Here is a 21,291-nt window from a genome sequence, read left to right as displayed (position 1 = left end):
CCTGTCTAGTTCTCAAGGAAATCGACATGTCCGCAGTTGATACAAGCAAGAAGTCCGAAGTCGTTGCGCAATTCGCACGCGCAGCTAACGACACCGGCTCCCCCGAAGTTCAGGTCGCGCTGCTCACGACCCGCATCAACGAACTGACCGTTCACTTCAAGGCACACGCGAAAGATCACCACAGCCGCCGCGGTCTGCTGCGCATGGTGAGCCGCCGCCGCAAGCTGCTCGACTACCTGAAGGGTAAGGACGCGGATCGTTACCGCGCACTGATCGAGAAGCTGGGTCTGCGTAAGTAATCGGCCAGTCGTTCAGCAAGATGCCTGTGTCAGTTCCACTGATACAGGCATTTTGTTTTTGCGCGGTGCGCTTCATGTGGGGCGCACAGCCTGTAGTCCGCCGCGGCGTGCCGGTTGATGCGGCGGGGCAGTAAGCAGTAAAAGCAGTAGAAAAGCAGCAAATACAGAAACATGGCCGGGCTTCAGGGCGGAGCTTTGTGTCATTCCAGCGATTCGCGCGCTTAGTCGACGTAAGCAATGCAGACGGCGCAGAGCGTGGCTCTCTGGAATGGCATAACACTACTCTTCCCGTGCGGCGCCGGTCCTGGCGTTGCCGCGCCGCTTCTGGTCCGCGCGGCATAACGATGAGGAAAAGCAATGACTATGTTCAGCAAGATCGTCAAAGAATTTAAGTGGGGACAACATAACGTTCGCCTCGAAACCGGCGAGATTGCTCGCCAGGCGAGCGGTGCGGTAATCGTCGACGTCGAAGACACCGTGGTTCTGGCGACCGTGGTGGGCGCCAAGACGGCCAAGCCGGGCCAGGACTTTTTCCCGCTGACCGTCGACTATCTTGAGAAGACCTACGCGGCCGGCAAGATTCCGGGCGGTTTCTTCCGCCGCGAAGGCCGTCCGTCTGAGGGCGAAACGCTGATCTCGCGCCTGATCGACCGTCCGTTGCGTCCGCTCTTCCCGGAAGGCTTCTACAACGAAGTCCAGGTCGTGATCCACGTCCTGTCGCTGAACCCGGAAATCCCCGCTGACATTCCCGCGCTGATCGGCGCGTCGGCGGCGCTCGCCGTCTCCGGTTTGCCGTTCAACGGCCCGGTCGGCGCTGCACGCGTGGCCTACATCAACAACGAATATGTGTTGAACCCGACGCGTCCGCAAATGAAGGAATCGGCGCTCGACCTGATCGTCGCCGGCACGGAACGCGCGGTGCTGATGGTCGAATCGGAAGCGCAGCAACTGAGCGAAGAAGTGATGCTCGGCGGCGTGGTGTTCGGCCATGAGCAGATGCAAATCGCGATCGACGCGATCCACGATCTGGTCCGCGAAGGCGGCAAGCCGGAATGGGATTGGCAACCGGCCGCGAAGAACGAGCCGCTGATCGCGCGCGTGACGGAACTGGCGCAAGCCGAACTGCTCGCCGCTTACCAGATCCGCGACAAGCAGGCGCGTTCGACCAAGCTGAAAGAAATCTACGCAGCAGTTTCCGCGAAGCTGGAGCAAGACGCGTCGGCAAACGGCACCGTGGCGGCCGACAAGGCAACCGTCGGCAACGTGCTGTTCGACATCGAAGCGAAGATCGTCCGTACGCAGATCCTGAACGGCGAGCCGCGTATCGACGGCCGCGACACGCGCACCGTGCGCCCGATCGAAATCCGTACCGGCGTGCTGCCGCGTACGCACGGCTCGGCACTGTTCACGCGCGGCGAAACGCAGGCGCTGGTGGTGGCGACGCTCGGCACGAAGGGCGACGAGCAGAACATCGACGCGCTCGAAGGCGAGTATCGCGAACGTTTCATGCTTCACTACAACATGCCTCCGTTCGCGACCGGCGAAACGGGCCGCGTCGGTTCGCCGAAGCGCCGTGAAATCGGTCACGGTCGTCTCGCCAAGCGCGCGCTGGCCGCGTGTCTGCCGAGCGCCGACGAGTTCGGTTACTCGATCCGCGTCGTGTCGGAAATCACGGAATCGAACGGCTCTTCGTCGATGGCTTCGGTGTGCGGCGGCTGCCTCGCGCTGATGGACGCCGGCGTGCCGATGAAGGCGCACGTCGCCGGCATCGCCATGGGCCTGATTCTCGAAGGCAACAAGTTTGCCGTGCTGACCGACATCCTCGGCGACGAAGATCACCTCGGCGACATGGACTTCAAGGTGGCGGGCACCGAACATGGCGTGACCGCACTGCAGATGGACATCAAGATCCAGGGCATCACGAAGGAAATCATGCAGGTCGCCCTCGCGCAAGCGAAGGAAGGCCGTATGCATATCCTGAGCAAGATGACTTCGGCGGTGTCGGGCGCGAACACGCAATTGTCGGAGTTCGCACCGCGCATGATCACCATCAAGATCAATCCGGAAAAGATCCGCGACGTGATCGGCAAGGGCGGTTCGGTGATCCGCGCGCTGACGGAAGAAACCGGCACGACGATCGATATTTCCGACGACGGCGTCGTGACCATCGCGAGCACCAGCAGCGAAGGCATGGCCGAAGCGAAGAAGCGTATCGAGAACATCACGCTTGAGGTCGAAGTGGGTCAGGTGTACGAAGGCACCGTGCTCAAGTTGCTCGATTTCGGCGCGATCGTGAACATCCTGCCGGGCAAGGACGGTCTGCTGCACATCTCCGAAATCGCCAACGAGCGAATCAAGGACATCAACGACTACCTGAAGGATGGCCAGCAAGTGAAGGTCAAGGTCATCCAGACGGACGAAAAGGGTCGTGTGCGTCTGTCGGCAAAGGCGTTGCTGAACGACGGCGCGCCGAGCGCGCCGCAAGGCGAGCCGACGCCGCAGTAAAGCGGTAGCAGCACAACGGCCGGCAGCGCGTATGCGCGCCGGCCGTTTTTCATGATGGACGCAGGGTGGATTGCCTTGCAGACAGATCCCATTCGACAGGTGAATAACCGGGTCGAAGCGGCGGATTGATCGGCGGTTCACGCGGCTCGTGCCTGATTGCCGTGATCCGGCGACAATGCAGGGAACGCGGACGAACGCGGGTACGCAACGCAATCCAATCTTGGAGTTGACGCAGATGAAAGCGATCGAAATCACGGAATTCGGAGCGCCGGAAGTTCTCAAGCTCGCGGAGCGGCCCACGCCGCAGCCGAAAGCGGGCGAGGTGCTGATCAAGGTGGCGGCTTTTGGCATCAACCGTCCGGACGTGTTTCAACGCAAGGGCGCCTATGCGCCGCCTCCGGGCGCCTCCGACCTGCCGGGGCTCGAAGTGGCGGGCGAGATCGTCGGCGGCGACATCGACGCGAAGAACAATCCGTTCGGCCTGAAAATCGGCGATCGCGTATGTGCGTTGCTAGCGGGCGGCGGCTACGCCGAGTATGCGACCGCGCCGCTATTGCAATGCTTGCCGGTGCCCAACGGCCTGTCCGATGTCGAAGCAGCTTCGCTTCCGGAGACTTTTTTTACGGTCTGGAGCAATGTGTTCGATCGCGCCCAGCTCGGCAAGGGCGAGGGCGGCCCGAACGAAACGTTGCTGGTGCAGGGCGGCTCGAGCGGTATCGGCGTCACCGCGATCCAGATTGCCCATGCGTTGGGTTTTCGCGTGTTCGCAACCGCCGGCTCGGACGAAAAGTGCCGTGCGTGCGAGGCATTGGGCGCGGAGCGTGCCATTAACTACAAGACGGAAGACTTCGTCGAAGTCATCAAGTCGCTGACTAACGACCGCGGCGTGGACGTGGTCCTCGACATGGTGGCGGGCAGCTACGTGTCGCGCGAACTTACGGCACTCGCCGACGGCGGGCGCATTGTGCTGATCGCGCTGCTGGGCGGCGCGAAGGCGGAATTGAATTTGAACGAGGTGCTGCGCCGCCGGTTGACGGTGACCGGTTCGACGCTGCGTCCTCGGCCGATCGAATTCAAGGCGAAAATTGCCGCACAACTCAAGGCGCAGGTGTGGCCGCATCTGGAAGACGGTCGGATCAAGCCGGTGGTGCATCGCGTGTTTCCTGCCGCGCAGGCTGCTGAAGCGCATGCGCTGATGGAAAGCAGCACGCACGTCGGCAAAATCGTGCTGACTTGGGGTCAGGACGCTTGATGCTGGCTTACGGGCGGGATTCGGTGCGCACAGGCTTGTTTGACCCGATCTCGCCCACGCAGTAAAATTGCGCGTTTTGCGCACGCTGCATGAATTCGAAAGGCGGGTTGCGAGGTACGCAAACGGTGCGCACAGAGAGTGCACACGAAGCCCGCCCCCAAGGCACCGCAAGCAGACGACAAGGGGCAAGACGAGACGATGTCCACGCAACGAGCGAAACTGGTAGTTGGTAACTGGAAGATGCACGGGTGTCTCGCCGACAACGCGGGGCTGTTGCAGGCGGTGGCGAAGGGTGCCGCAGAACTCCCGGCCGACGTGCGCGTGGGTGTTTGCGTGCCGAGCCCGTACCTCGCGCAAGCGCAGTCGTTGCTGGAAGGCAGCCGGGTGGTGTGGGGCGTGCAGGACATTTCCGCTTTCACGCACGGTGCTTATACCGGTGAGGTGGCTGCGCAAATGGTGGCGGATTTCAGCGCCGCGTTTGCGATCGTCGGGCATTCGGAGCGCCGCGCCTATCATCGCGAAAGCGCCGAGCTGGTCGCCGTAAAGACACAGCGCGCGCTCGAGGCGGGATTGACGCCTATCGTATGCGTCGGCGAAACGCTCGAGGAGCGCGAAGCCGGATCGACCGAGCAGGTAGTCGGCGCGCAGCTCGACGAGGTGCTGGCCAAGCTGTCGACCGAGGAAGCGGCGCGTATCGTGGTTGCGTACGAGCCCGTTTGGGCGATCGGCACCGGCAAGAGCGCGACGTCCGAGCAGGCGCAGGCGGTGCACGCTTTCTTGCGCTCGCGTCTTGCGGCCAAGGACGCCAGTGTTGCGAATGTGACGCTGCTGTATGGCGGCAGTGTGAAGCCGGACAACGCGGAAGAGTTGTTCAGCCAGCAGGATATCGACGGTGGCCTGATCGGCGGCGCGTCGTTGAAGGACAAGGATTTTCTGGCGATCTGCAAGGCGGCGGCTGCAACGACAGCCGCGACTTAAGTGGATTGCCGTAGTCGAGGATGACCCATTCCGGGGTCTCGCAGCCTGCGAGACCCGGCTAATAAAGACTCAGGTGAGTGTAATGCTGTATTTGAAAACATTGATTATCGTCGTTCAGCTGTTGTCGGCGCTCGGGGTCATCGGCCTCGTGTTGCTGCAGCACGGCAAAGGCGCCGATATGGGCGCGGCTTTTGGTAGTGGAGCGTCGGGCAGCCTGTTCGGTGCCACCGGGTCGGCAAACTTTTTGTCGCGGACAACTGCAGTGCTCGCGGCAGTGTTTTTTGTAACTACGTTGACGCTGACCTATCTCGGTGCGTATCGCGCAAAGCCTTCTGCAGGCGTGCTCGGTGCCACGGCTACGGCACCTGTTGTGGCTTCTGCCGCTTCCGCGCCGGCTGGTGGTTCGGGTGCGTTGGCGGCATCGGCTGCGTCCGTGCCTGCTACTGACGTGCCGAAATAAATTTTCGTAGAAAGTGGTTTTGTGCGTTGAACAAACTGTTTAGAGCAGTTACAATCTAAGTCTTGAAGCGATTCGCGGGTTTTATAAGTTGTTTTCCCGGATTGCATACAGTGCCGACGTGGTGAAATTGGTAGACACGCTATCTTGAGGGGGTAGTGGCGAAAGCTGTGCGAGTTCGAGTCTCGCCGTCGGCACCAAATGTTATCTAATGCCAGCCGCTTGCTTCGCTTCGGCTGGCATTTTCACTTCTGGCGCACGGATTGCGCTCAATCCGTGACATGTGCGTCTCAGAAGTGATTTCGCGTCAGGGGTGCTATGCTCCTGACGGCACTCAGAACCAACCGATTGAGGATAGTCTTGAACCTCGCAGCCTATTTCCCCGTCTTGTTGTTCCTCGTTGTGGGCACCGGTTTAGGCGTAGCACTGGTCAGTATTGGCAAGATCCTCGGTCCCAACAAGCCCGACACCGAGAAGAACGCACCGTACGAGTGCGGCTTCGAAGCATTCGAAGATGCGCGCATGAAGTTCGACGTGCGCTATTACCTCGTCGCCATTCTCTTCATCATTTTCGACCTTGAAACCGCGTTCCTGTTCCCGTGGGGCGTCGCCCTGCGCGACATCGGCTGGCCCGGTTTCATGGCGATGATGATTTTCCTGCTCGAATTCCTGCTGGGCTTCGCCTATATCTGGAAGAAGGGCGGCCTCGACTGGGAATGATGGTTTAATCGCCGGTTTGCGTGGGTGGCCAAGGCTTGCCGCCCCGTCTGGAGTGGAAAGCAAATGAGTATCGAAGGGGTCTTGAAGGAAGGGTTTGTCACCACAACGGCTGACAAACTGATCAACTGGACGCGTACCGGCTCCCTGTGGCCGATGACGTTCGGTCTTGCATGCTGCGCGGTCGAGATGATGCATGCGGGCGCTGCCCGTTATGACCTCGACCGCTTTGGCGTGGTGTTTCGTCCGAGTCCGCGTCAGTCGGACGTGATGATCGTCGCCGGCACGCTTTGCAACAAAATGGCGCCGGCTCTGCGCAAGGTGTACGACCAGATGGCCGAGCCGCGTTGGGTGATTTCGATGGGCTCGTGCGCGAACGGCGGCGGCTATTACCACTACTCGTATTCGGTGGTGCGTGGCTGCGACCGCATCGTGCCGGTCGACGTCTACGTACCGGGCTGCCCGCCAACAGCGGAAGCGCTGGTGTACGGCGTGATCCAGTTGCAGGCCAAGATTCGCCGCACTAACACAATCGCCCGTCAATAAGGCAACGCCTCCCCCACAATATGGCAAGCAAACTCGAGACCCTGAAAGCGAACCTCGAGGCGGCATTTGGCGGCCTCCTGCTGAGCACCACCGAGGCAATCGGTGAGTTGACGATCGTCGTGAAAGCAAGCGACTACCTCAACGTGGCAACGCGTCTGCGCGACGACCGCTCGCTCGGTTTCGAGCAGATGATGGACCTGTGCGGCGTCGACTATCAAACCTATGCCGACGGCGCTTACGACGGTCCGCGTTTCGCGGCCGTTCTGCAGTTGTTGTCGGTGCAGAACAACTGGCGCGTGCGGCTTCGTGTGTTCGCGCCCGACGACGAAATGCCCATCCTGCCATCGGTGGTCGACGTCTGGAATTCGGCTAACTGGTACGAGCGCGAGGCATTCGACCTGTACGGCATCGTCTTCGAAGGCCATCCGGATCTGCGCCGCATTCTGACCGACTACGGTTTCATTGGTCACCCGTTCCGCAAAGATTTCCCTGTCTCCGGGTACGTCGAAATGCGTTACGACCCGGAAGAAAAGCGCGTCGTCTATCAGCCTGTGACGATCGAGCCGCGGGAAATCACGCCGCGCGTGATCCGCGAAGATCGCTATGGCGGTCTGAAACACTAAGAGAACGCCATGGCAGAGATCAAGAACTACACGCTCAATTTCGGTCCTCAGCACCCGGCAGCGCACGGCGTGCTGCGTCTCGTGCTGGAACTCGACGGCGAAGTCATCCAGCGCGCCGATCCGCACATCGGCCTGCTGCATCGCGCGACTGAAAAGCTCGCCGAAACGAAAACGTTCATTCAGTCGGTGCCGTACATGGACCGTCTCGACTACGTGTCGATGATGGTCAACGAGCACGGCTATGTAATGGCAATCGAAAAGCTGCTTGGCATCGACGTGCCGGTACGTGCTCAATACATCCGCGTGATGTTCGATGAAGTCACGCGCGTGTTGAACCACCTTATGTGGATCGGCGCACACGCGCTCGACGTCGGCGCAATGGCAGTGTTTCTGTATGCGTTCCGCGAGCGTGAAGATCTGATGGACGTGTACGAAGCAGTGTCCGGCGCACGGATGCACGCGGCTTACTATCGTCCGGGCGGTGTCTATCGCGATCTGCCGGACGCCATGCCGCAGTACAAGGCGTCGAAGATTCGCAATGCGAAGGCATTGTCTAAGATGAACGAGAACCGTCAAGGTTCGTTGCTCGACTTCATCGACGATTTCTTCACGCGTTTTCCGAAGTGCGTCGACGAATACGAAACGCTGCTCACCGACAACCGGATCTGGAAACAGCGTCTGGTCGGCATTGGCGTGGTCAGCCCGGAGCGCGCCCTGCAAATGGGTATGTCCGGTGCAATGCTGCGCGGTTCGGGCATCGAATGGGATTTGCGCAAGAAGCAGCCGTACGAAGTCTATGAAAAGCTCGATTTCGACATTCCCGTCGGCGTGAACGGCGACTGTTACGACCGCTATCTGGTTCGCGTCGAAGAAATGCGCCAGTCCACGCGAATCGTGAAACAGTGCATTGAGTGGCTACGCAAGAATCCGGGCCCTGTGATGATCGACAATCACAAGGTTGCTCCGCCGTCGCGCGTGGGCATGAAGTCGAACATGGAAGAACTGATTCACCACTTCAAGCTGTTTACGGAAGGCTTCCACGTACCGGAAGGCGAGGCTTACGCCGCCGTCGAACACCCGAAGGGCGAGTTCGGTATCTACCTGGTGTCGGACGGCGCGAACAAGCCGTATCGCCTGAAGATCCGCGCACCCGGCTACGCGCATCTGTCCGCGCTCGACGAAATGGCGCGCGGTCACATGATCGCCGACGCCGTAACGATCATCGGCACGCAGGATATCGTGTTCGGCGAAGTAGATCGCTAGGACGTAATCATCGGTGCGCGCCTTCAGGAAGTTCCGAAGGCGCGCGTCAAGCAAGGAACGCCGGGTCTGTCGCAGCACGAAGTGAGCGACAGGTTTTCGTTCGGTAGGAATTGAAAGAGTCGTGTCTGAAAATGATCTCAGCTGAAGGCCTGAAAGAAATCGATCGTGCGATCGCGAAGTATCCCGCCGATCAGAAACAGTCCGCCGTAATGTCGGCGTTGGCCACTGCTCAGGAAGAGCATGGCTGGCTGTCGCCCGAACTCATGCAGTTCGTCGCGGACTATCTCGGCATGCCGGCAGTCGCCGTGCAGGAGGTGGCAACCTTCTACACGATGTACGAGACGTCGCCGGTCGGCAAGCACAAGATCACGCTCTGCACGAACCTGCCGTGTCAACTCGGCCCGGACGGCGGCTCCGACAGCGCCGCTGAATATCTGAAGCAGAAGCTCGGCATCGACTTCGGCGAAACCACGGCGGACGGCAAATTTACCTTGAAAGAAGGTGAATGCATGGGGTCGTGCGGCGACGCGCCGGTGATGCTGGTGAACAACCATCGCATGTGCAGCTTCATGAGCCGCGAGAAGATCGACCAGCTGCTCGAGGAACTTTCGAAATGACGTCTTTACACGATCGTCACATCAAACCGCTGATTCTCGCTGGCCTGAACGGCGACAACTGGCATCTCGAAGACTATGTGGCGCGCGGCGGTTACGCCCAGCTGCGTCGCATCCTTGAAGAAAAAATTCCGCCCGAGCAGGTGATCGCCGACGTCAAGGCGTCGGGTCTGCGCGGCCGTGGCGGTGCGGGTTTCCCCACCGGCCTGAAGTGGAGCTTCATGCCGCGTCAGTTTCCGGGCCAGAAGTACCTGGTCTGCAATTCGGACGAAGGCGAGCCGGGTACGTTCAAAGACCGTGACATCCTGCGCTTCAATCCGCATTCGCTGATCGAAGGCATGGCTATCGGCGCATACGCGATGGGCATAACGGTCGGCTACAACTACATTCACGGCGAAATCTGGGAAGTCTACAAACGCTTCGAAGAAGCGCTGGACGAAGCTCGCCGCGCCGGTTTCCTCGGCGAGAACATCATGGGTTCGGGCTTCTCGTTCGAACTGCATGCGCACCACGGTTACGGCGCCTACATCTGCGGCGAAGAAACCGCGCTGCTCGAGTCGCTGGAAGGTAAGAAAGGCCAACCGCGCTTCAAGCCGCCGTTCCCGGCGAGCTTTGGCGTGTACGGCAAGCCGACCACGATCAACAACACCGAGACGTTCGCGGCTGTGCCGTTCCTGCTCGCGATCGGGCCGCAGAATTATCTGGAAATCGGCAAGCCGAACAACGGCGGCACAAAGATCTTCTCGATCTCGGGCGACGTCGAGCGTCCGGGCAACTATGAGGTTCCGCTCGGCACGCCGTTCGCGACGCTGATGGAGCTCGCTGGTGGCATGCGCGGCGGCAGGAAGATCAAGGCTGTGATTCCTGGCGGTTCGTCTGCGCCGGTGATCCCGGGCGACGTCATGATGCAGACCGACCTGGACTACGATTCCATCGCCAAGGCCGGCTCGATGCTCGGCTCGGGCGCGGTCATCGTGATGGACGAGACGCGCTGCATGGTGCGTTCGCTGCTGCGTTTGTCGTACTTCTATTACGAAGAGTCGTGTGGTCAATGCACGCCTTGCCGTGAGGGCACGGGCTGGCTGTACCGCGTCGTGCATCGTATCGAGCACGGTCTTGGCCGTCCGGAAGATCTGGATCTGCTGAACTCGGTTGCGGAAAACATCATGGGCCGCACGATTTGTGCGCTCGGCGATGCAGCGGCCATGCCGGTGCGCGGCATGCTCAAGCATTACTGGGACGAATTCGAATATCACGTCGCTCACAAGCATTGCCTCGTCGGCGGTCATGCGGGCGCCGCGGCGGCTGCGGAAACAGTGGCTGCCTGAGCCGGCGCTAAGCGACCCCGGTCAGCGACCGGACAAGCGGTCCATAAGAACGCTGCACAGGTACGTACCAGAACACGTCAACCACGGGATTTCATTGCCTGAACGGGCGATGAACGGGGCGAACGATTGAGCGGTAACAGGTTAAGGAAGATTGACCATCATGGTTGAACTTGAAATAGACGGCAAGAAAGTAGAAGTGCCTGAAGGCAGCATGGTGATCCAGGCTGCGCATAAGGTCGACACGTACATTCCTCACTTCTGCTATCACAAGAAGCTGTCGATTGCGGCCAACTGCCGGATGTGTCTCGTCGATGTCGAGAAAATGCCGAAGGCCGTGCCCGCATGCGCGACGCCGGTGTCGGCCGGCATGATCGTGCGCACCAAGTCGGACAAGGCGGTGAAGGGCCAGCAAGCCGTGATGGAATTCCTGCTGATCAACCACCCGCTGGATTGCCCGATCTGCGATCAGGGCGGCGAGTGCCAGTTGCAGGATCTCGCGGTGGGCTACGGCAAGTCGTCGTCGCGTTATAGCGAAGAAAAGCGTGTCGTGTTCCATAAGAACGTCGGCCCGCTGATCTCGATGGAAGAAATGTCGCGTTGCATTCACTGCACGCGCTGCGTGCGCTTCGGCCAGGAAGTGGCCGGCGTGATGGAACTCGGCATGTTGGGCCGCGGCGAACATTCGGAAATCACGTCGTTCGTCGGCAAGACGGTCGACTCCGAACTGTCGGGCAACATGATCGACCTGTGCCCGGTCGGAGCGCTGACCAGCAAGCCATTCCGCTACAGCGCACGTACGTGGGAACTGTCGCGCCGCCGGTCGGTGAGCCCGCATGATTCGGTCGGCGCGAACCTCGTGGTGCAAGTGAAGAACAACCGCGTGATGCGTGTTCTGCCGTTCGAAAACGAAGCAATCAACGAATGCTGGATTTCGGACAAGGACCGCTTCTCGTACGAAGGCCTGAATAGCCCGGAGCGTCTGACGCAGCCGATGCTGAAGCAGGGCGGCAAGTGGGTCGAAACCGACTGGCAGACCGCGCTCGATTACGTGGTGAAGGGTCTGAAGGGCATCAAGGGCGACCACGGCGCGAACGCGTTGGCCGCGCTCAGCAGCGCCCATAGCACGGTCGAAGAACTGTTCCTGCTGAAGCAGCTCGCTCAAGCGGTCGGCACGCCTAACGTCGACTTCCGCCTGCGTCAGTCGGATTTCTCGGCTCCGGTCAACGGCACGCCGTGGCTCGGCACCGCGATTGCCGATCTGTCGAACATTGACTCGGCTCTGGTGATCGGCTCCGATCTGCGTCGTGATCATCCTCTGTTCGCCGCACGCCTGCGTCAGGCCGCAAAGGGCGGCGCGAAGCTCACGCTGGTTCAGGCAACGGGCGACGACGCGCTGATTCCGCAAGGTCAACGCCTGGCCGCAGCGCCGTCGGCGTGGCTCGATACGCTGGCCGGCATTGCATCGGCGGTCTCGCAAGCGAACGGTACAGCGCTGCCTGAGGCTTTCTCGAGCGCACAAGCTACGGACTCGGACAAGGAAGTCGCGAAATCGCTCGCAACCGGCGAACGCCGTCTCGTGCTGCTCGGCAACGGCGCGGTGCGTCATCCGGATTTCGCGGTCATTCATGCTGCCGCCCAATGGATCGCGGACGCAACCGGCGCAACGCTCGGTTTCATGACGGAAGCCGCCAACACGGTTGGTGCGCATCTGGTGAACGCATTGCCGGGCGAGGGCGGTCTGAACGCTCGCGAAGTGTTCGAACAGCCGCGCAAGGGCTATCTGCTGCTGAACGTCGAACCGGAATTCGATACAACGAATCCGGCGCAGGCTTTGGCGGCGCTCAAGCAAGCTGAAATGGTTGTCGTGATGTCGCCGTTCCAGACCGGCGCGGAATACGCCGACGTGCTGCTGCCGATCGCGCCGTTCACGGAAACGGCCGGCACGTTCGTCAACGCCGAAGGTACGGTGCAGTCGTTCAACGGCGTAGTGCGTCCGCTTGGCGATACGCGCCCGGCATGGAAGGTGTTGCGCGTGTTGGGCAGCCTGCTGGGTGTGCCCGGTTTCGAGTACGACACGGCGGAAGAAGTCCGCCAGGCCGCTCTCGGCGACGGCGAACTGCAGTCGCGTCTGTCGAACAGAACCGGCGTGGCAGTTGCGCGCGGCAAAACGGCTAAGGCGGCGGAAGGCAAGTTCGAGCGGATCGCCGACGTGCCGATCTATCACGCCGACGCGCTCGTCCGTCGCGCGGAGTCGCTGCATCTGACCGCCGCGGCGCGTGCCGCGAACAACGTCGGCCTGCCGGCTGCGCTGTTCGACAAACTGGGTTTGAAAGAAGGCGACGCGGTTCGCGTGCGCCAGGGCGAGCAATCGGTGCAGTTGCCGGCCGTGCGCGACGCGAATCTTGCGGAGACGGTCGTCCGCGTATCGGCGGCTACGCCTGCCGGTGCGGCCCTGGGCAGCCTGTTCGGTGAACTGGTGGTGGAGAAGGCGTAAATGAGCTTGTTCGATACGATCAACTCGGGCGGCACCCAGCTTCTCGGTGTGGCATGGCCCACGGTGTGGGCACTGGTGCGCATCCTTGTGGTGGCCGTCGTGATCCTGCTGTGCGTGGCTTACCTGATTCTGTGGGAGCGTAAGCTGATCGGCTGGATGCACGTGCGTCTCGGCCCGAACCGCGTCGGCCCGGCGGGTCTCCTGCAGCCTATCGCCGACGTGCTGAAGCTGTTGCTGAAAGAAGTGATTCAGCCTGCTCAGGCAAGCCGCTGGATTTACCTGATCGCGCCGATCATGGTGGTGGTGCCGGCCTTCGCAGTTTGGGCGGTGATTCCGTTCCAGGCAGGCGCGGTGCTCGGCGACATCAACGCAGGTCTGCTGTATGCGATCGCGATTTCGTCGATCGGTGTGTACGGCGTGATTCTGGCCGGCTGGGCGTCGAATTCGAAGTACGCGTTCCTCGGCGCGATGCGTGCCGCGGCGCAGATGGTTTCCTACGAAATATCAATGGGCTTTGCGTTGGTCGTCGTCCTGATGACGGCGGGCACGCTGAACCTGTCGGGCATCGTCAATTCGCAGGAGCAGGGCTTCTTTGCATCGCACGGCCTGAACTTCCTGTCGTGGAACTGGCTGCCGCTGCTGCCCATGTTCGTGGTGTACTTCATCTCGGGCATTGCCGAAACGAACCGTCACCCGTTCGACGTGGTGGAAGGGGAGTCGGAAATCGTCGCGGGCCACATGATCGATTACTCGGGGATGGCGTTTGCGCTGTTCTTCCTCGCCGAGTACATCAACATGATCGTGATCTCGGCCTTGGCGTCGACACTGTTCCTCGGGGGCTGGAGCGCACCGTTCGGGTTCCTGTCGTTTATCCCCGGCATCTTCTGGCTCGTCCTCAAGGTCTTCCTGTTGTTGTCGGTGTTCATCTGGGCGCGTGCCACATTCCCGCGTTACCGCTATGACCAGATCATGCGTCTCGGCTGGAAGATTTTCATTCCGGTTTGCGTGGTATGGCTGGTGGTGGTCGGCTTCTGGATTATGTCGCCGTGGAATATCTGGAAATAAAGGGCGGATGAACTCATGACCGCAATCCAAAATTTTTTCAAGACCTTCTTTCTGACGGAGCTCCTCAAGGGCCTCGCGCTGACCGGACGTTATACGTTCCAGCGCAAGGTCACGGTGCAGTTCCCGGAAGAGAAGACGCCGATGTCGCCGCGTTTTCGTGGCCTGCACGCGTTGCGCCGTTATGAAAATGGCGAAGAGCGCTGCATCGCATGCAAGCTGTGTGAAGCGGTGTGTCCCGCGCTCGCCATCACGATCGAGTCGGAAACGCGCGAGGACAACACGCGCCGCACGACGCGTTACGACATCGACCTGACCAAGTGCATCTTCTGCGGTTTTTGTGAAGAGAGCTGTCCGGTCGACTCGATCGTCGAGACGCACATCCTCGAATATCACGGCGAGAAGCGCGGCGATCTGTACTTCACGAAGGAAATGCTGCTGGCCGTGGGCGATCGCTACGAAGCGGAGATCGCCGTGAACAAGGCTGCCGACGCACCGTATCGTTAAACGTTCGAGTTGTCGAAGCGGTAGATGCGGCAGTTGCGCATCGATATCAGTAAATGCAGCAGTAACACGGCCTGTTGTCGGGCCGAGCGCCGCGGCCCGAGTGCCGTGGCACGGCGCACCTGTGCGACTGTTCTGGCGGTTTTGCGCTGTTGCCAGACACACGTGCCAAAGAAAATGCCTGACGATGGCCTAACGATGAACCGGTAATCATGGAATTCACGACCGTACTGTTCTACATCTTCGCGCTGCTCCTGGTGGTTTCAGGGCTGAAGGTGATCACCTCGCGCAACCCGGTGTCGTCCGCACTGTTTCTCGTGCTGGCGTTCTTCAACGCAGCCGCGATCTGGATGCTTCTGCAAGCCGAGTTCCTCGCAATCCTGCTGGTGCTGGTCTATGTGGGCGCCGTGATGGTGCTGTTCCTGTTCGTCGTGATGATGCTCGACATCAACATCGACGTGCTGCGCAAGGACTTCAAACGCTTCGTGCCAATGGCCACCGTGGTGGGCGCGATCATCGTGCTCGAAACCGCGTTGATCCTGTGGCACGGCTACGGCGCGACCAGCACCGTGGTGCGTGACACGACCGCTGCCGCGAACGGCATGGGCGACTGGTCGAACACCCGCCTGATCGGCAAGGTGATCTACACCGACTACATCTTTGCGTTCGAAGTCGCCGGCCTCGTGCTGCTGGTGGCGATCATTGCGGCAATTGCGCTGACCACGAGCCACAAGAAAGACAGCAAACGCCAGAACGTCAGCCAGCAGGTGAAGGTGCGTGCCCAGGACCGTGTGCGCGTCGTCAAGATGCCGTCGGAAAAGAGCGCGGCAACCGTCGCGGCGGAAGAAGCCGCAGCAGCGGCGGCAGCTGCCGAATCGGCATCTGCCAAGAACAGCTGAGCGGACAGGAGATAGAAACCATGTTGACCCTTGCTCATTACCTTGTGCTCGGCGCGATTCTCTTTGCGATAAGCGTCGTTGGCATTTTCCTGAACCGTCGCAACGTCATCATCATCCTGATGGCGATCGAACTGATGCTGCTCGCGGTGAACACCAACTTCGTCGCCTTCTCGCACTACCTCGGCGACGTGCATGGCCAGATTTTCGTCTTCTTTGTGCTGACGGTTGCGGCAGCGGAAGCGGCGATCGGCCTCGCAATTCTGGTGACCCTGTTCCGTAGCCTCGACACGATCAATGTCGAAGATCTCGATCAGCTCAAAGGTTAATTTCAGGAAAAGCGGTTATGTCCACGATACTCAATGAAAACCTGCTGCTGGCGATTCCGCTGGCACCGCTGGCCGGTTCCCTGATTGCTGGGCTGTTCGGCAAGGCGGTAGGGCGCGCGGGTGCGCACTCGGTCACCATTCTCGGCGTTGCGATTTCGTTCGTGCTGTCGATGATGGTGTTCTTCCAGGTGCTGGACGGCGCGAGCTTCAACGCGACCGTCTACGAATGGATGACGATCGGCAAGACGAAGTTCGAAGTCGGCTTCCTCGTCGATTCGCTGACGGCAATGATGATGTGCGTCGTGACCTTCGTGTCGCTGATGGTGCACATCTACACGATCGGCTATATGGCCGACGACGACGGTTATCAGCGCTTCTTCTCGTACATCTCGCTCTTCACGTTCTCAATGCTGATGCTCGTAATGAGCAACAATTTCCTGCAGCTGTTCTTCGGCTGGGAAGCAGTGGGTCTCGTGTCGTACCTGCTGATCGGCTTCTACTTCACGCGTCAGTCCGCGGTGTACGCGAACATGAAGGCGTTTATCGTGAACCGCATCGGCGACTTTGGCTTTCTGCTGGGTATCGGCCTGCTGTTCGCGTTTGCCGGATCGATGAACTACGGCGACGTGTTTGCAAAGCGCACTGAACTCGCGGCATTGAGCTTTCCGGGCACCGATTGGGGCCTGCTGACGGTGGCCTGCATCTGTCTGTTCATCGGCGCAATGGGTAAGTCGGCGCAGTTTCCGCTGCACGTATGGCTGCCCGATTCGATGGAAGGCCCGACGCCGATTTCCGCGCTGATTCACGCGGCAACCATGGTGACGGCCGGTATCTTCATGGTCACGCGCATGTCGCCGCTGTTCGAACTGTCGGATTCGGCGTTGTCGTTTGTGATGGTGATCGGTGCGATTACCGCGCTGTTCATGGGCTTCCTCGGGATTGTCCAGAACGACATCAAGCGTGTGGTGGCGTATTCCACGCTGTCGCAGCTCGGCTACATGACGGTCGCGCTCGGCGCGTCGGCTTACCCGGTCGCCGTGTTCCACCTGATGACGCACGCGTTCTTCAAGGCATTGCTGTTCCTTGGCGCCGGTTCGGTGATCATCGGTATGCACCACGATCAGGACATGCGCAACATGGGCGGCCTGCGCAAGTACATGCCCATTACGTGGATCACGTCGCTCGTCGGTTCGCTGGCGCTGATCGGCACGCCGTTCTTCTCAGGCTTCTACTCGAAAGACTCGATCATCGACGCGGTGAAGCTGTCGCATCTGCCGGGTTCGGGCTTTGCATACTTCGCCGTGGTGGCCAGCGTTTTCGTTACCGCGCTGTATTCGTTCCGTATGTACTTCATGGTGTTCCACGGCAAGGAGCGCTTCCGCGATCCGAAGCATCCGGAATCGCCGATGGGCGCGGAAGCCGCGGCACACGGTCATGGCAATGGGCACGACGACCACGGTCACGGTCATGGTCACGACGACCACGGTCACGCTCACGAGCCGCATGAAACGCCTTGGGTGGTGTGGCTGCCGCTCGTGCTGCTGGCGATTCCTTCTGTCGTGATCGGTGCAATCGCAATCGGTCCAATGCTTTTCGGCGACTTCTTCCAGCACGGTGTGGCGTTCGACAAGGTGATCTTCATCGGCGAAAACCATCCTGCATTGCATGAAATGGCGGAAGAGTTCCACGGCTGGGCGGCAATGGGGCTGCATTCGGTGGCGGGTCTGCCGGTCTGGCTGGCGCTTGCGGGTGTGGTCGTCGCGTGGTTCCTGTATCTCGTTCGTCCCGAATTGCCGGCTACCATCAAGCGCGCATTCGGACCGATCTACACGCTGCTCGACAACAAGTACTACATGGACAAGATCAACGAAGTCGTGTTCGCGCGGGGCGCCGTGGCAATTGGCCGTGGTCTCTGGAAGGAAGGCGACGTCGTCGTGATCGACGGTATCGTCAATGGCAGCGCACGCTTCATCGGCTGGTTCGCCGGCGTGATCCGCTTCCTTCAATCCGGCTACATCTATCACTACGCGTTCGCCATGATTATCGGCATGTTGGGGCTCCTGACCCTGTTTGTAACGCTCGGCGGCAAATAAGGCGAGGGACACTAATGCACGCTTATCCGATTCTTAGTATCGCCATCTGGTTGCCGATCCTTTTTGGCCTGCTGGTTCTGGCCATCGGTTCTGACCGGAACCCGGGCCCCGCGCGCTGGGTCGCGCTGATCGGCTCGGTTGCCAGCTTCATCGTGACGATCCCGCTGATCACCGGTTTTGATTCGAGCAGCGCAGATCTGCAGTTCGTCGAAAAGGCGAACTGGATCGAACGATTCAACATTACTTATCACCTGGGTGTCGACGGCATCTCGATGTGGTTTGTCGTGTTGACCGCATTGATCACCGTGATCGTCGTGATCGCAGCGTGGGAAGTGATCACGAAGAACGTGGGTCAGTATCTCGCGTCGTTCCTGATTCTGTCGGGCATCATGGTCGGCGTGTTCAGCGCGGCCGACGGCATGCTGTTCTACGTGTTCTTCGAAGCGACGCTGATCCCGATGTACATCATCATCGGCGTGTGGGGCGGGGCGAACCGCGTGTACGCGGCGTTCAAGTTCTTCCTGTACACGTTGATGGGTTCGCTGCTGATGCTGGTCGCGCTGCTCTATCTGTACGTTCAGACCGGCACGTTCGACCTGGCGACCTGGCAGCATGCACAGATCGCGATGACGCCCCAGGTGTTGTTATTCATAGCGTTCTTCATGGCGTTCGCCGTGAAGGTGCCGATGTGGCCGGTTCACACGTGGTTGCCTGACGCCCACGTGGAAGCGCCGACCGGCGGCTCGGTGGTGCTGGCGGCGATCATGCTGAAGCTCGGCGCCTACGGTTTCCTGCGCTTCTCGATGCCGATCGCGCCGGACGCCAGCCACTTCCTCGCGCCGGTTGTGATTACGCTGTCGCTGATCGCGGTGATCTACATCGGTCTGGTCGCGATGGTGCAGGCCGACATGAAGAAGCTGGTCGCGTACTCGTCGATTGCACACATGGGCTTCGTCACGCTCGGCTTTTTCATCTTCAATCAGCTCGGCGTTGAAGGCGCGATCGTCCAGATGATCTCGCACGGCTTCGTGTCGGGCGCAATGTTCCTGAGCATCGGCGTGCTGTACGACCGCATGCACTCGCGTCAGATCGCGGATTACGGCGGCGTCGTCAATGTCATGCCGAAGTTTGCGGCCTTCGTGATGCTGTTCTCAATGGCAAATTGCGGCTTGCCGGGCACCTCAGGTTTCGTCGGCGAATTCATGGTGATTCTGGCTGCCGTCCAGTACAACTTCTGGATTGCGGGCGGCGCGGCTGTCACCCTGATTCTCGGCGCGGCGTACACGTTGTGGATGTACAAGCGCGTGTACTTCGGCGCGGTCGCCAACGACCACGTGAAGAGCCTTGTCGACATCAGCCGCCGCGAGTTTTTCATGCTGGCAGTGCTTGCCGCACTGACACTGTTCATGGGCCTGTATCCGAAGCCCTTTACCGATGTGATGCACGTATCCGTGGAAAACCTCCTCTCCCACGTTGCGCAGTCCAAGCTGCCGTTGTCTCAGTAACGCAGAGCGGAGGAATTAAAGACCATGCAAAACGCCCCTATGACTGCCCTGTTGCCCGACGCGCTGGTGATGCTCGCCGTTGTCGTCGCGTGGCTCAACGACACGTTCGTCGGCCAGGCCGGTCGCCGTACCACGTACCTGATCGCGGTCCTGTCGACGCTCGTCGCCGGCATCTGGTTCGCGGTCAATGCGTTCGACCCGTCGGTGCACTATTTCTTTAGCCGCATGTATGTGGTCGACTCGTTCGCGAGTCTGATGAAAGCGGTGGTGACGCTCGGCTACACGGTCTCGATCGTGTACTCGCGCCGCTACCTCGAAGATCGTAGCCTGTTCCGCGGCGAGTTCTTCCTGCTGGGCATGTTCTCGTTGCTCGGACAGCTCGTCATGATCTCGGGCAACAATTTCCTGACGCTGTACCTCGGTCTGGAACTGATGTCGCTGTCGCTGTATGGCGTGATCGCGCTGCGTCGCGAGGCCGCGCCGTCGAACGAAGCTGCGATGAAGTACTACGTGCTCGGCGCGCTGGCTTCCGGCTTCCTGCTTTACGGCATTTCGATGCTGTACGGCGCGACCGGCTCGCTCGACCTGAACGAGGTTTTCAAGGCAATCGGCCAGAGCCATTACGACCCGAGCGTGCTGCTGTTCGGCGTGATCTTCATCGTGGCGGGTGTTGCGTTCAAGATGGGTGCCGTGCCGTTCCACATGTGGGTGCCTGACGTGTATCAAGGCGCGCCGACGGCCATGACGCTGCTGGTTGGCGGTGGTCCGAAAGTCGCGGCATTTGCCTGGGGTCTGCGCTTCCTCGTCATGGGCCTGTTGCCGCTCGCCGTCGAATGGCAGCAAATGCTGGTGATCCTGGCGGCGCTTTCGCTGATCGTCGGCAATATCACCGGTATCGTGCAGCGCAACGTCAAGCGTATGCTCGCGTACTCGGCAATCTCGAACATGGGCTTCGTGCTGCTCGGTCTGCTGGCCGGCGTGGTCGATCACAAGACCACGGGCGCTGCCAGCGCGTACGGCTCGGCGATGTACTACAGCATCGTCTATCTGATCACGACAATGGGGACGTTCGGCGTCATCATGCTGCTCGCACGCCGCGAATTCGAAGCCGACACGCTGGAAGACTTCAAGGGTCTGAATCAGCGCAGCCCGGTGTTCGCGTTCGTCATGATGGTCATGATGTTCTCGCTCGCCGGCATTCCGCCCGCAGTCGGTTTCTACGCGAAGCTGGCAGTGCTGCAGGCCACCATGAACGCCGGCCTGACCTGGCTGACGGTGCTGGCCGTGATCACGTCGCTGTTCGGCGCGTTCTACTACCTGCGTATCGTCAAGCTGATGTATTTCGACGAGCCGCAAGACAAGTCGGCGATTGTGGCAGACACGGGTACGCGCGCGTTGCTCGCGCTCAATGGCGTTGCCGTGCTGGTGCTCGGTATCGTGCCCGACCCGCTGTTGAAGGCTTGCCTGCAGGCTATTCAGCACACCCTGTCGTTCTGATGTCCGCAGCGGGCTGGTTTATCGTGCTGTTGGCACTGGTCGGTGCCAACCTGCCGTTCCTGAATCAGCGACTCTTCGCCGCAGTGCCGCTCAAGGCGGCGAAGAAAAGCGCATGGATCCGGATTGCCGAACTGATCGTGCTGTACTTTGTGGTCGGCGCGTTGGGTTTTCTGCTTGAAGCGCGTGCGGGCAATCGCTTCGATCAGGGCTGGCAGTTCTACGCGATCACATTCGCACTATTCGTTGTGTTCGCGTTCCCCGGCTTCACCTTCCAGTATCTCGTCAAACGCCGCTGACGGCGTCCCGCCGTCGCGCACCACGCTGTTCCG

At 60.3% G+C, this 21,291-nt stretch carries 20 protein-coding genes and 1 tRNA gene; all 21 read left to right on the top strand.

From position 1 onward, the window contains the following. The first annotated feature begins 26 nt into the window (after positions 1–26). The 21 genes from rpsO (at position 27) to SB753_RS32230 (ending at position 21,258) form a co-directional block, all read left to right on the top strand. Positions 27–299 (top strand): 30S ribosomal protein S15, encoded by a 273-nt coding sequence (gene rpsO, locus SB753_RS32330; protein WP_006048211.1) that lies wholly within the window; start codon positions 27–29, stop codon positions 297–299. 357 nt (positions 300–656) lie between these two features. Further along, positions 657–2,804: a polyribonucleotide nucleotidyltransferase gene (gene pnp, locus SB753_RS32325; protein WP_020069579.1), complete on the top strand. Its 2,148-nt coding sequence runs from the start codon at positions 657–659 to the stop codon at positions 2,802–2,804. Positions 2,805–3,039: 235 nt separating this feature from the next. After that, complete coding sequence (locus SB753_RS32320) at positions 3,040–4,056, top strand: NAD(P)H-quinone oxidoreductase (protein WP_410803959.1); 1,017 nt, start codon at positions 3,040–3,042, stop codon at positions 4,054–4,056. A 198-nt stretch (positions 4,057–4,254) separates the two neighbouring features. Further along, a complete protein-coding gene (gene tpiA / locus SB753_RS32315; RefSeq protein WP_408162529.1) occupies positions 4,255–5,034 on the top strand; it encodes a triose-phosphate isomerase in 780 nt (259 codons plus the stop codon). Between the two features lie 82 nt (positions 5,035–5,116). Next, positions 5,117–5,494 (top strand): preprotein translocase subunit SecG, encoded by a 378-nt coding sequence (gene secG, locus SB753_RS32310; RefSeq protein ID WP_020069582.1) that lies wholly within the window; start codon positions 5,117–5,119, stop codon positions 5,492–5,494. A gap of 112 nt (positions 5,495–5,606) precedes the next feature. Beyond that, positions 5,607–5,691, top strand: a tRNA-Leu gene (locus SB753_RS32305). A 160-nt stretch (positions 5,692–5,851) separates the two neighbouring features. After that, entirely contained in the window at positions 5,852–6,211 is a 360-nt protein-coding gene (locus tag SB753_RS32300; protein WP_013339872.1) for an NADH-quinone oxidoreductase subunit A, read from the top strand. A gap of 63 nt (positions 6,212–6,274) precedes the next feature. Beyond that, a complete protein-coding gene (locus SB753_RS32295) occupies positions 6,275–6,754 on the top strand; it encodes a NuoB/complex I 20 kDa subunit family protein (protein WP_006052903.1) in 480 nt (159 codons plus the stop codon). A gap of 20 nt (positions 6,755–6,774) precedes the next feature. After that, positions 6,775–7,377 carry an NADH-quinone oxidoreductase subunit C gene (locus SB753_RS32290; RefSeq protein WP_020069583.1) on the top strand — a complete coding sequence of 201 codons (603 nt, stop codon included), beginning with the start codon at positions 6,775–6,777 and terminating at the stop codon, positions 7,375–7,377. Positions 7,378–7,386: 9 nt separating this feature from the next. Beyond that, entirely contained in the window at positions 7,387–8,640 is a 1,254-nt protein-coding gene (locus tag SB753_RS32285; RefSeq protein ID WP_020069584.1) for an NADH-quinone oxidoreductase subunit D, read from the top strand. 131 nt (positions 8,641–8,771) lie between these two features. After that, positions 8,772–9,257, top strand: coding sequence for an NADH-quinone oxidoreductase subunit NuoE (gene nuoE / locus SB753_RS32280; protein WP_006052900.1), 486 nt, complete (start codon positions 8,772–8,774; stop codon positions 9,255–9,257). Then, on the top strand, positions 9,254–10,582 hold the full coding sequence (gene nuoF, locus SB753_RS32275) for an NADH-quinone oxidoreductase subunit NuoF (RefSeq protein WP_020069585.1): 1,329 nt from the start codon (positions 9,254–9,256) through the stop codon (positions 10,580–10,582). The genes nuoE and nuoF overlap by 4 nt, the downstream gene beginning before the upstream one ends. Before the next feature lie 160 nt (positions 10,583–10,742). Continuing rightward, positions 10,743–13,076 carry an NADH-quinone oxidoreductase subunit NuoG gene (gene nuoG, locus SB753_RS32270; RefSeq protein WP_410803952.1) on the top strand — a complete coding sequence of 778 codons (2,334 nt, stop codon included), beginning with the start codon at positions 10,743–10,745 and terminating at the stop codon, positions 13,074–13,076. Further along, positions 13,077–14,141: an NADH-quinone oxidoreductase subunit NuoH gene (nuoH, locus tag SB753_RS32265; RefSeq protein ID WP_020069587.1), complete on the top strand. Its 1,065-nt coding sequence runs from the start codon at positions 13,077–13,079 to the stop codon at positions 14,139–14,141. 15 nt (positions 14,142–14,156) lie between these two features. Beyond that, positions 14,157–14,645, top strand: coding sequence for an NADH-quinone oxidoreductase subunit NuoI (gene nuoI / locus SB753_RS32260; protein WP_020069588.1), 489 nt, complete (start codon positions 14,157–14,159; stop codon positions 14,643–14,645). A 209-nt stretch (positions 14,646–14,854) separates the two neighbouring features. Next, complete coding sequence (locus SB753_RS32255; protein WP_020069589.1) at positions 14,855–15,541, top strand: NADH-quinone oxidoreductase subunit J; 687 nt, start codon at positions 14,855–14,857, stop codon at positions 15,539–15,541. Between the two features lie 20 nt (positions 15,542–15,561). Then, entirely contained in the window at positions 15,562–15,867 is a 306-nt protein-coding gene (nuoK, locus tag SB753_RS32250; protein ID WP_013339863.1) for an NADH-quinone oxidoreductase subunit NuoK, read from the top strand. 17 nt (positions 15,868–15,884) lie between these two features. Then, positions 15,885–17,960, top strand: a complete 2,076-nt coding sequence (gene nuoL / locus SB753_RS32245; RefSeq protein WP_020069590.1) for an NADH-quinone oxidoreductase subunit L — start codon at positions 15,885–15,887, stop codon at positions 17,958–17,960. Between the two features lie 14 nt (positions 17,961–17,974). Beyond that, positions 17,975–19,465: an NADH-quinone oxidoreductase subunit M gene (locus tag SB753_RS32240; protein ID WP_288828419.1), complete on the top strand. Its 1,491-nt coding sequence runs from the start codon at positions 17,975–17,977 to the stop codon at positions 19,463–19,465. A 24-nt stretch (positions 19,466–19,489) separates the two neighbouring features. Next, positions 19,490–20,962 (top strand): NADH-quinone oxidoreductase subunit NuoN, encoded by a 1,473-nt coding sequence (gene nuoN / locus SB753_RS32235; RefSeq protein ID WP_088173592.1) that lies wholly within the window; start codon positions 19,490–19,492, stop codon positions 20,960–20,962. Then, positions 20,962–21,258 (top strand): DUF2818 family protein, encoded by a 297-nt coding sequence (locus SB753_RS32230; RefSeq protein ID WP_027776670.1) that lies wholly within the window; start codon positions 20,962–20,964, stop codon positions 21,256–21,258. The genes nuoN and SB753_RS32230 overlap by 1 nt, the downstream gene beginning before the upstream one ends. Positions 21,259–21,291 lie beyond the last annotated feature (33 nt).

The sequence above is a fragment of the Paraburkholderia sp. SIMBA_053 genome, from assembly GCF_046534895.1.
Lineage (GTDB): Bacteria > Pseudomonadota > Gammaproteobacteria > Burkholderiales > Burkholderiaceae > Paraburkholderia > Paraburkholderia caledonica.
The sequence above is the reverse complement of the archived record's forward strand: the minus strand, read 5'-3'. Positions and strand labels throughout refer to the sequence as shown.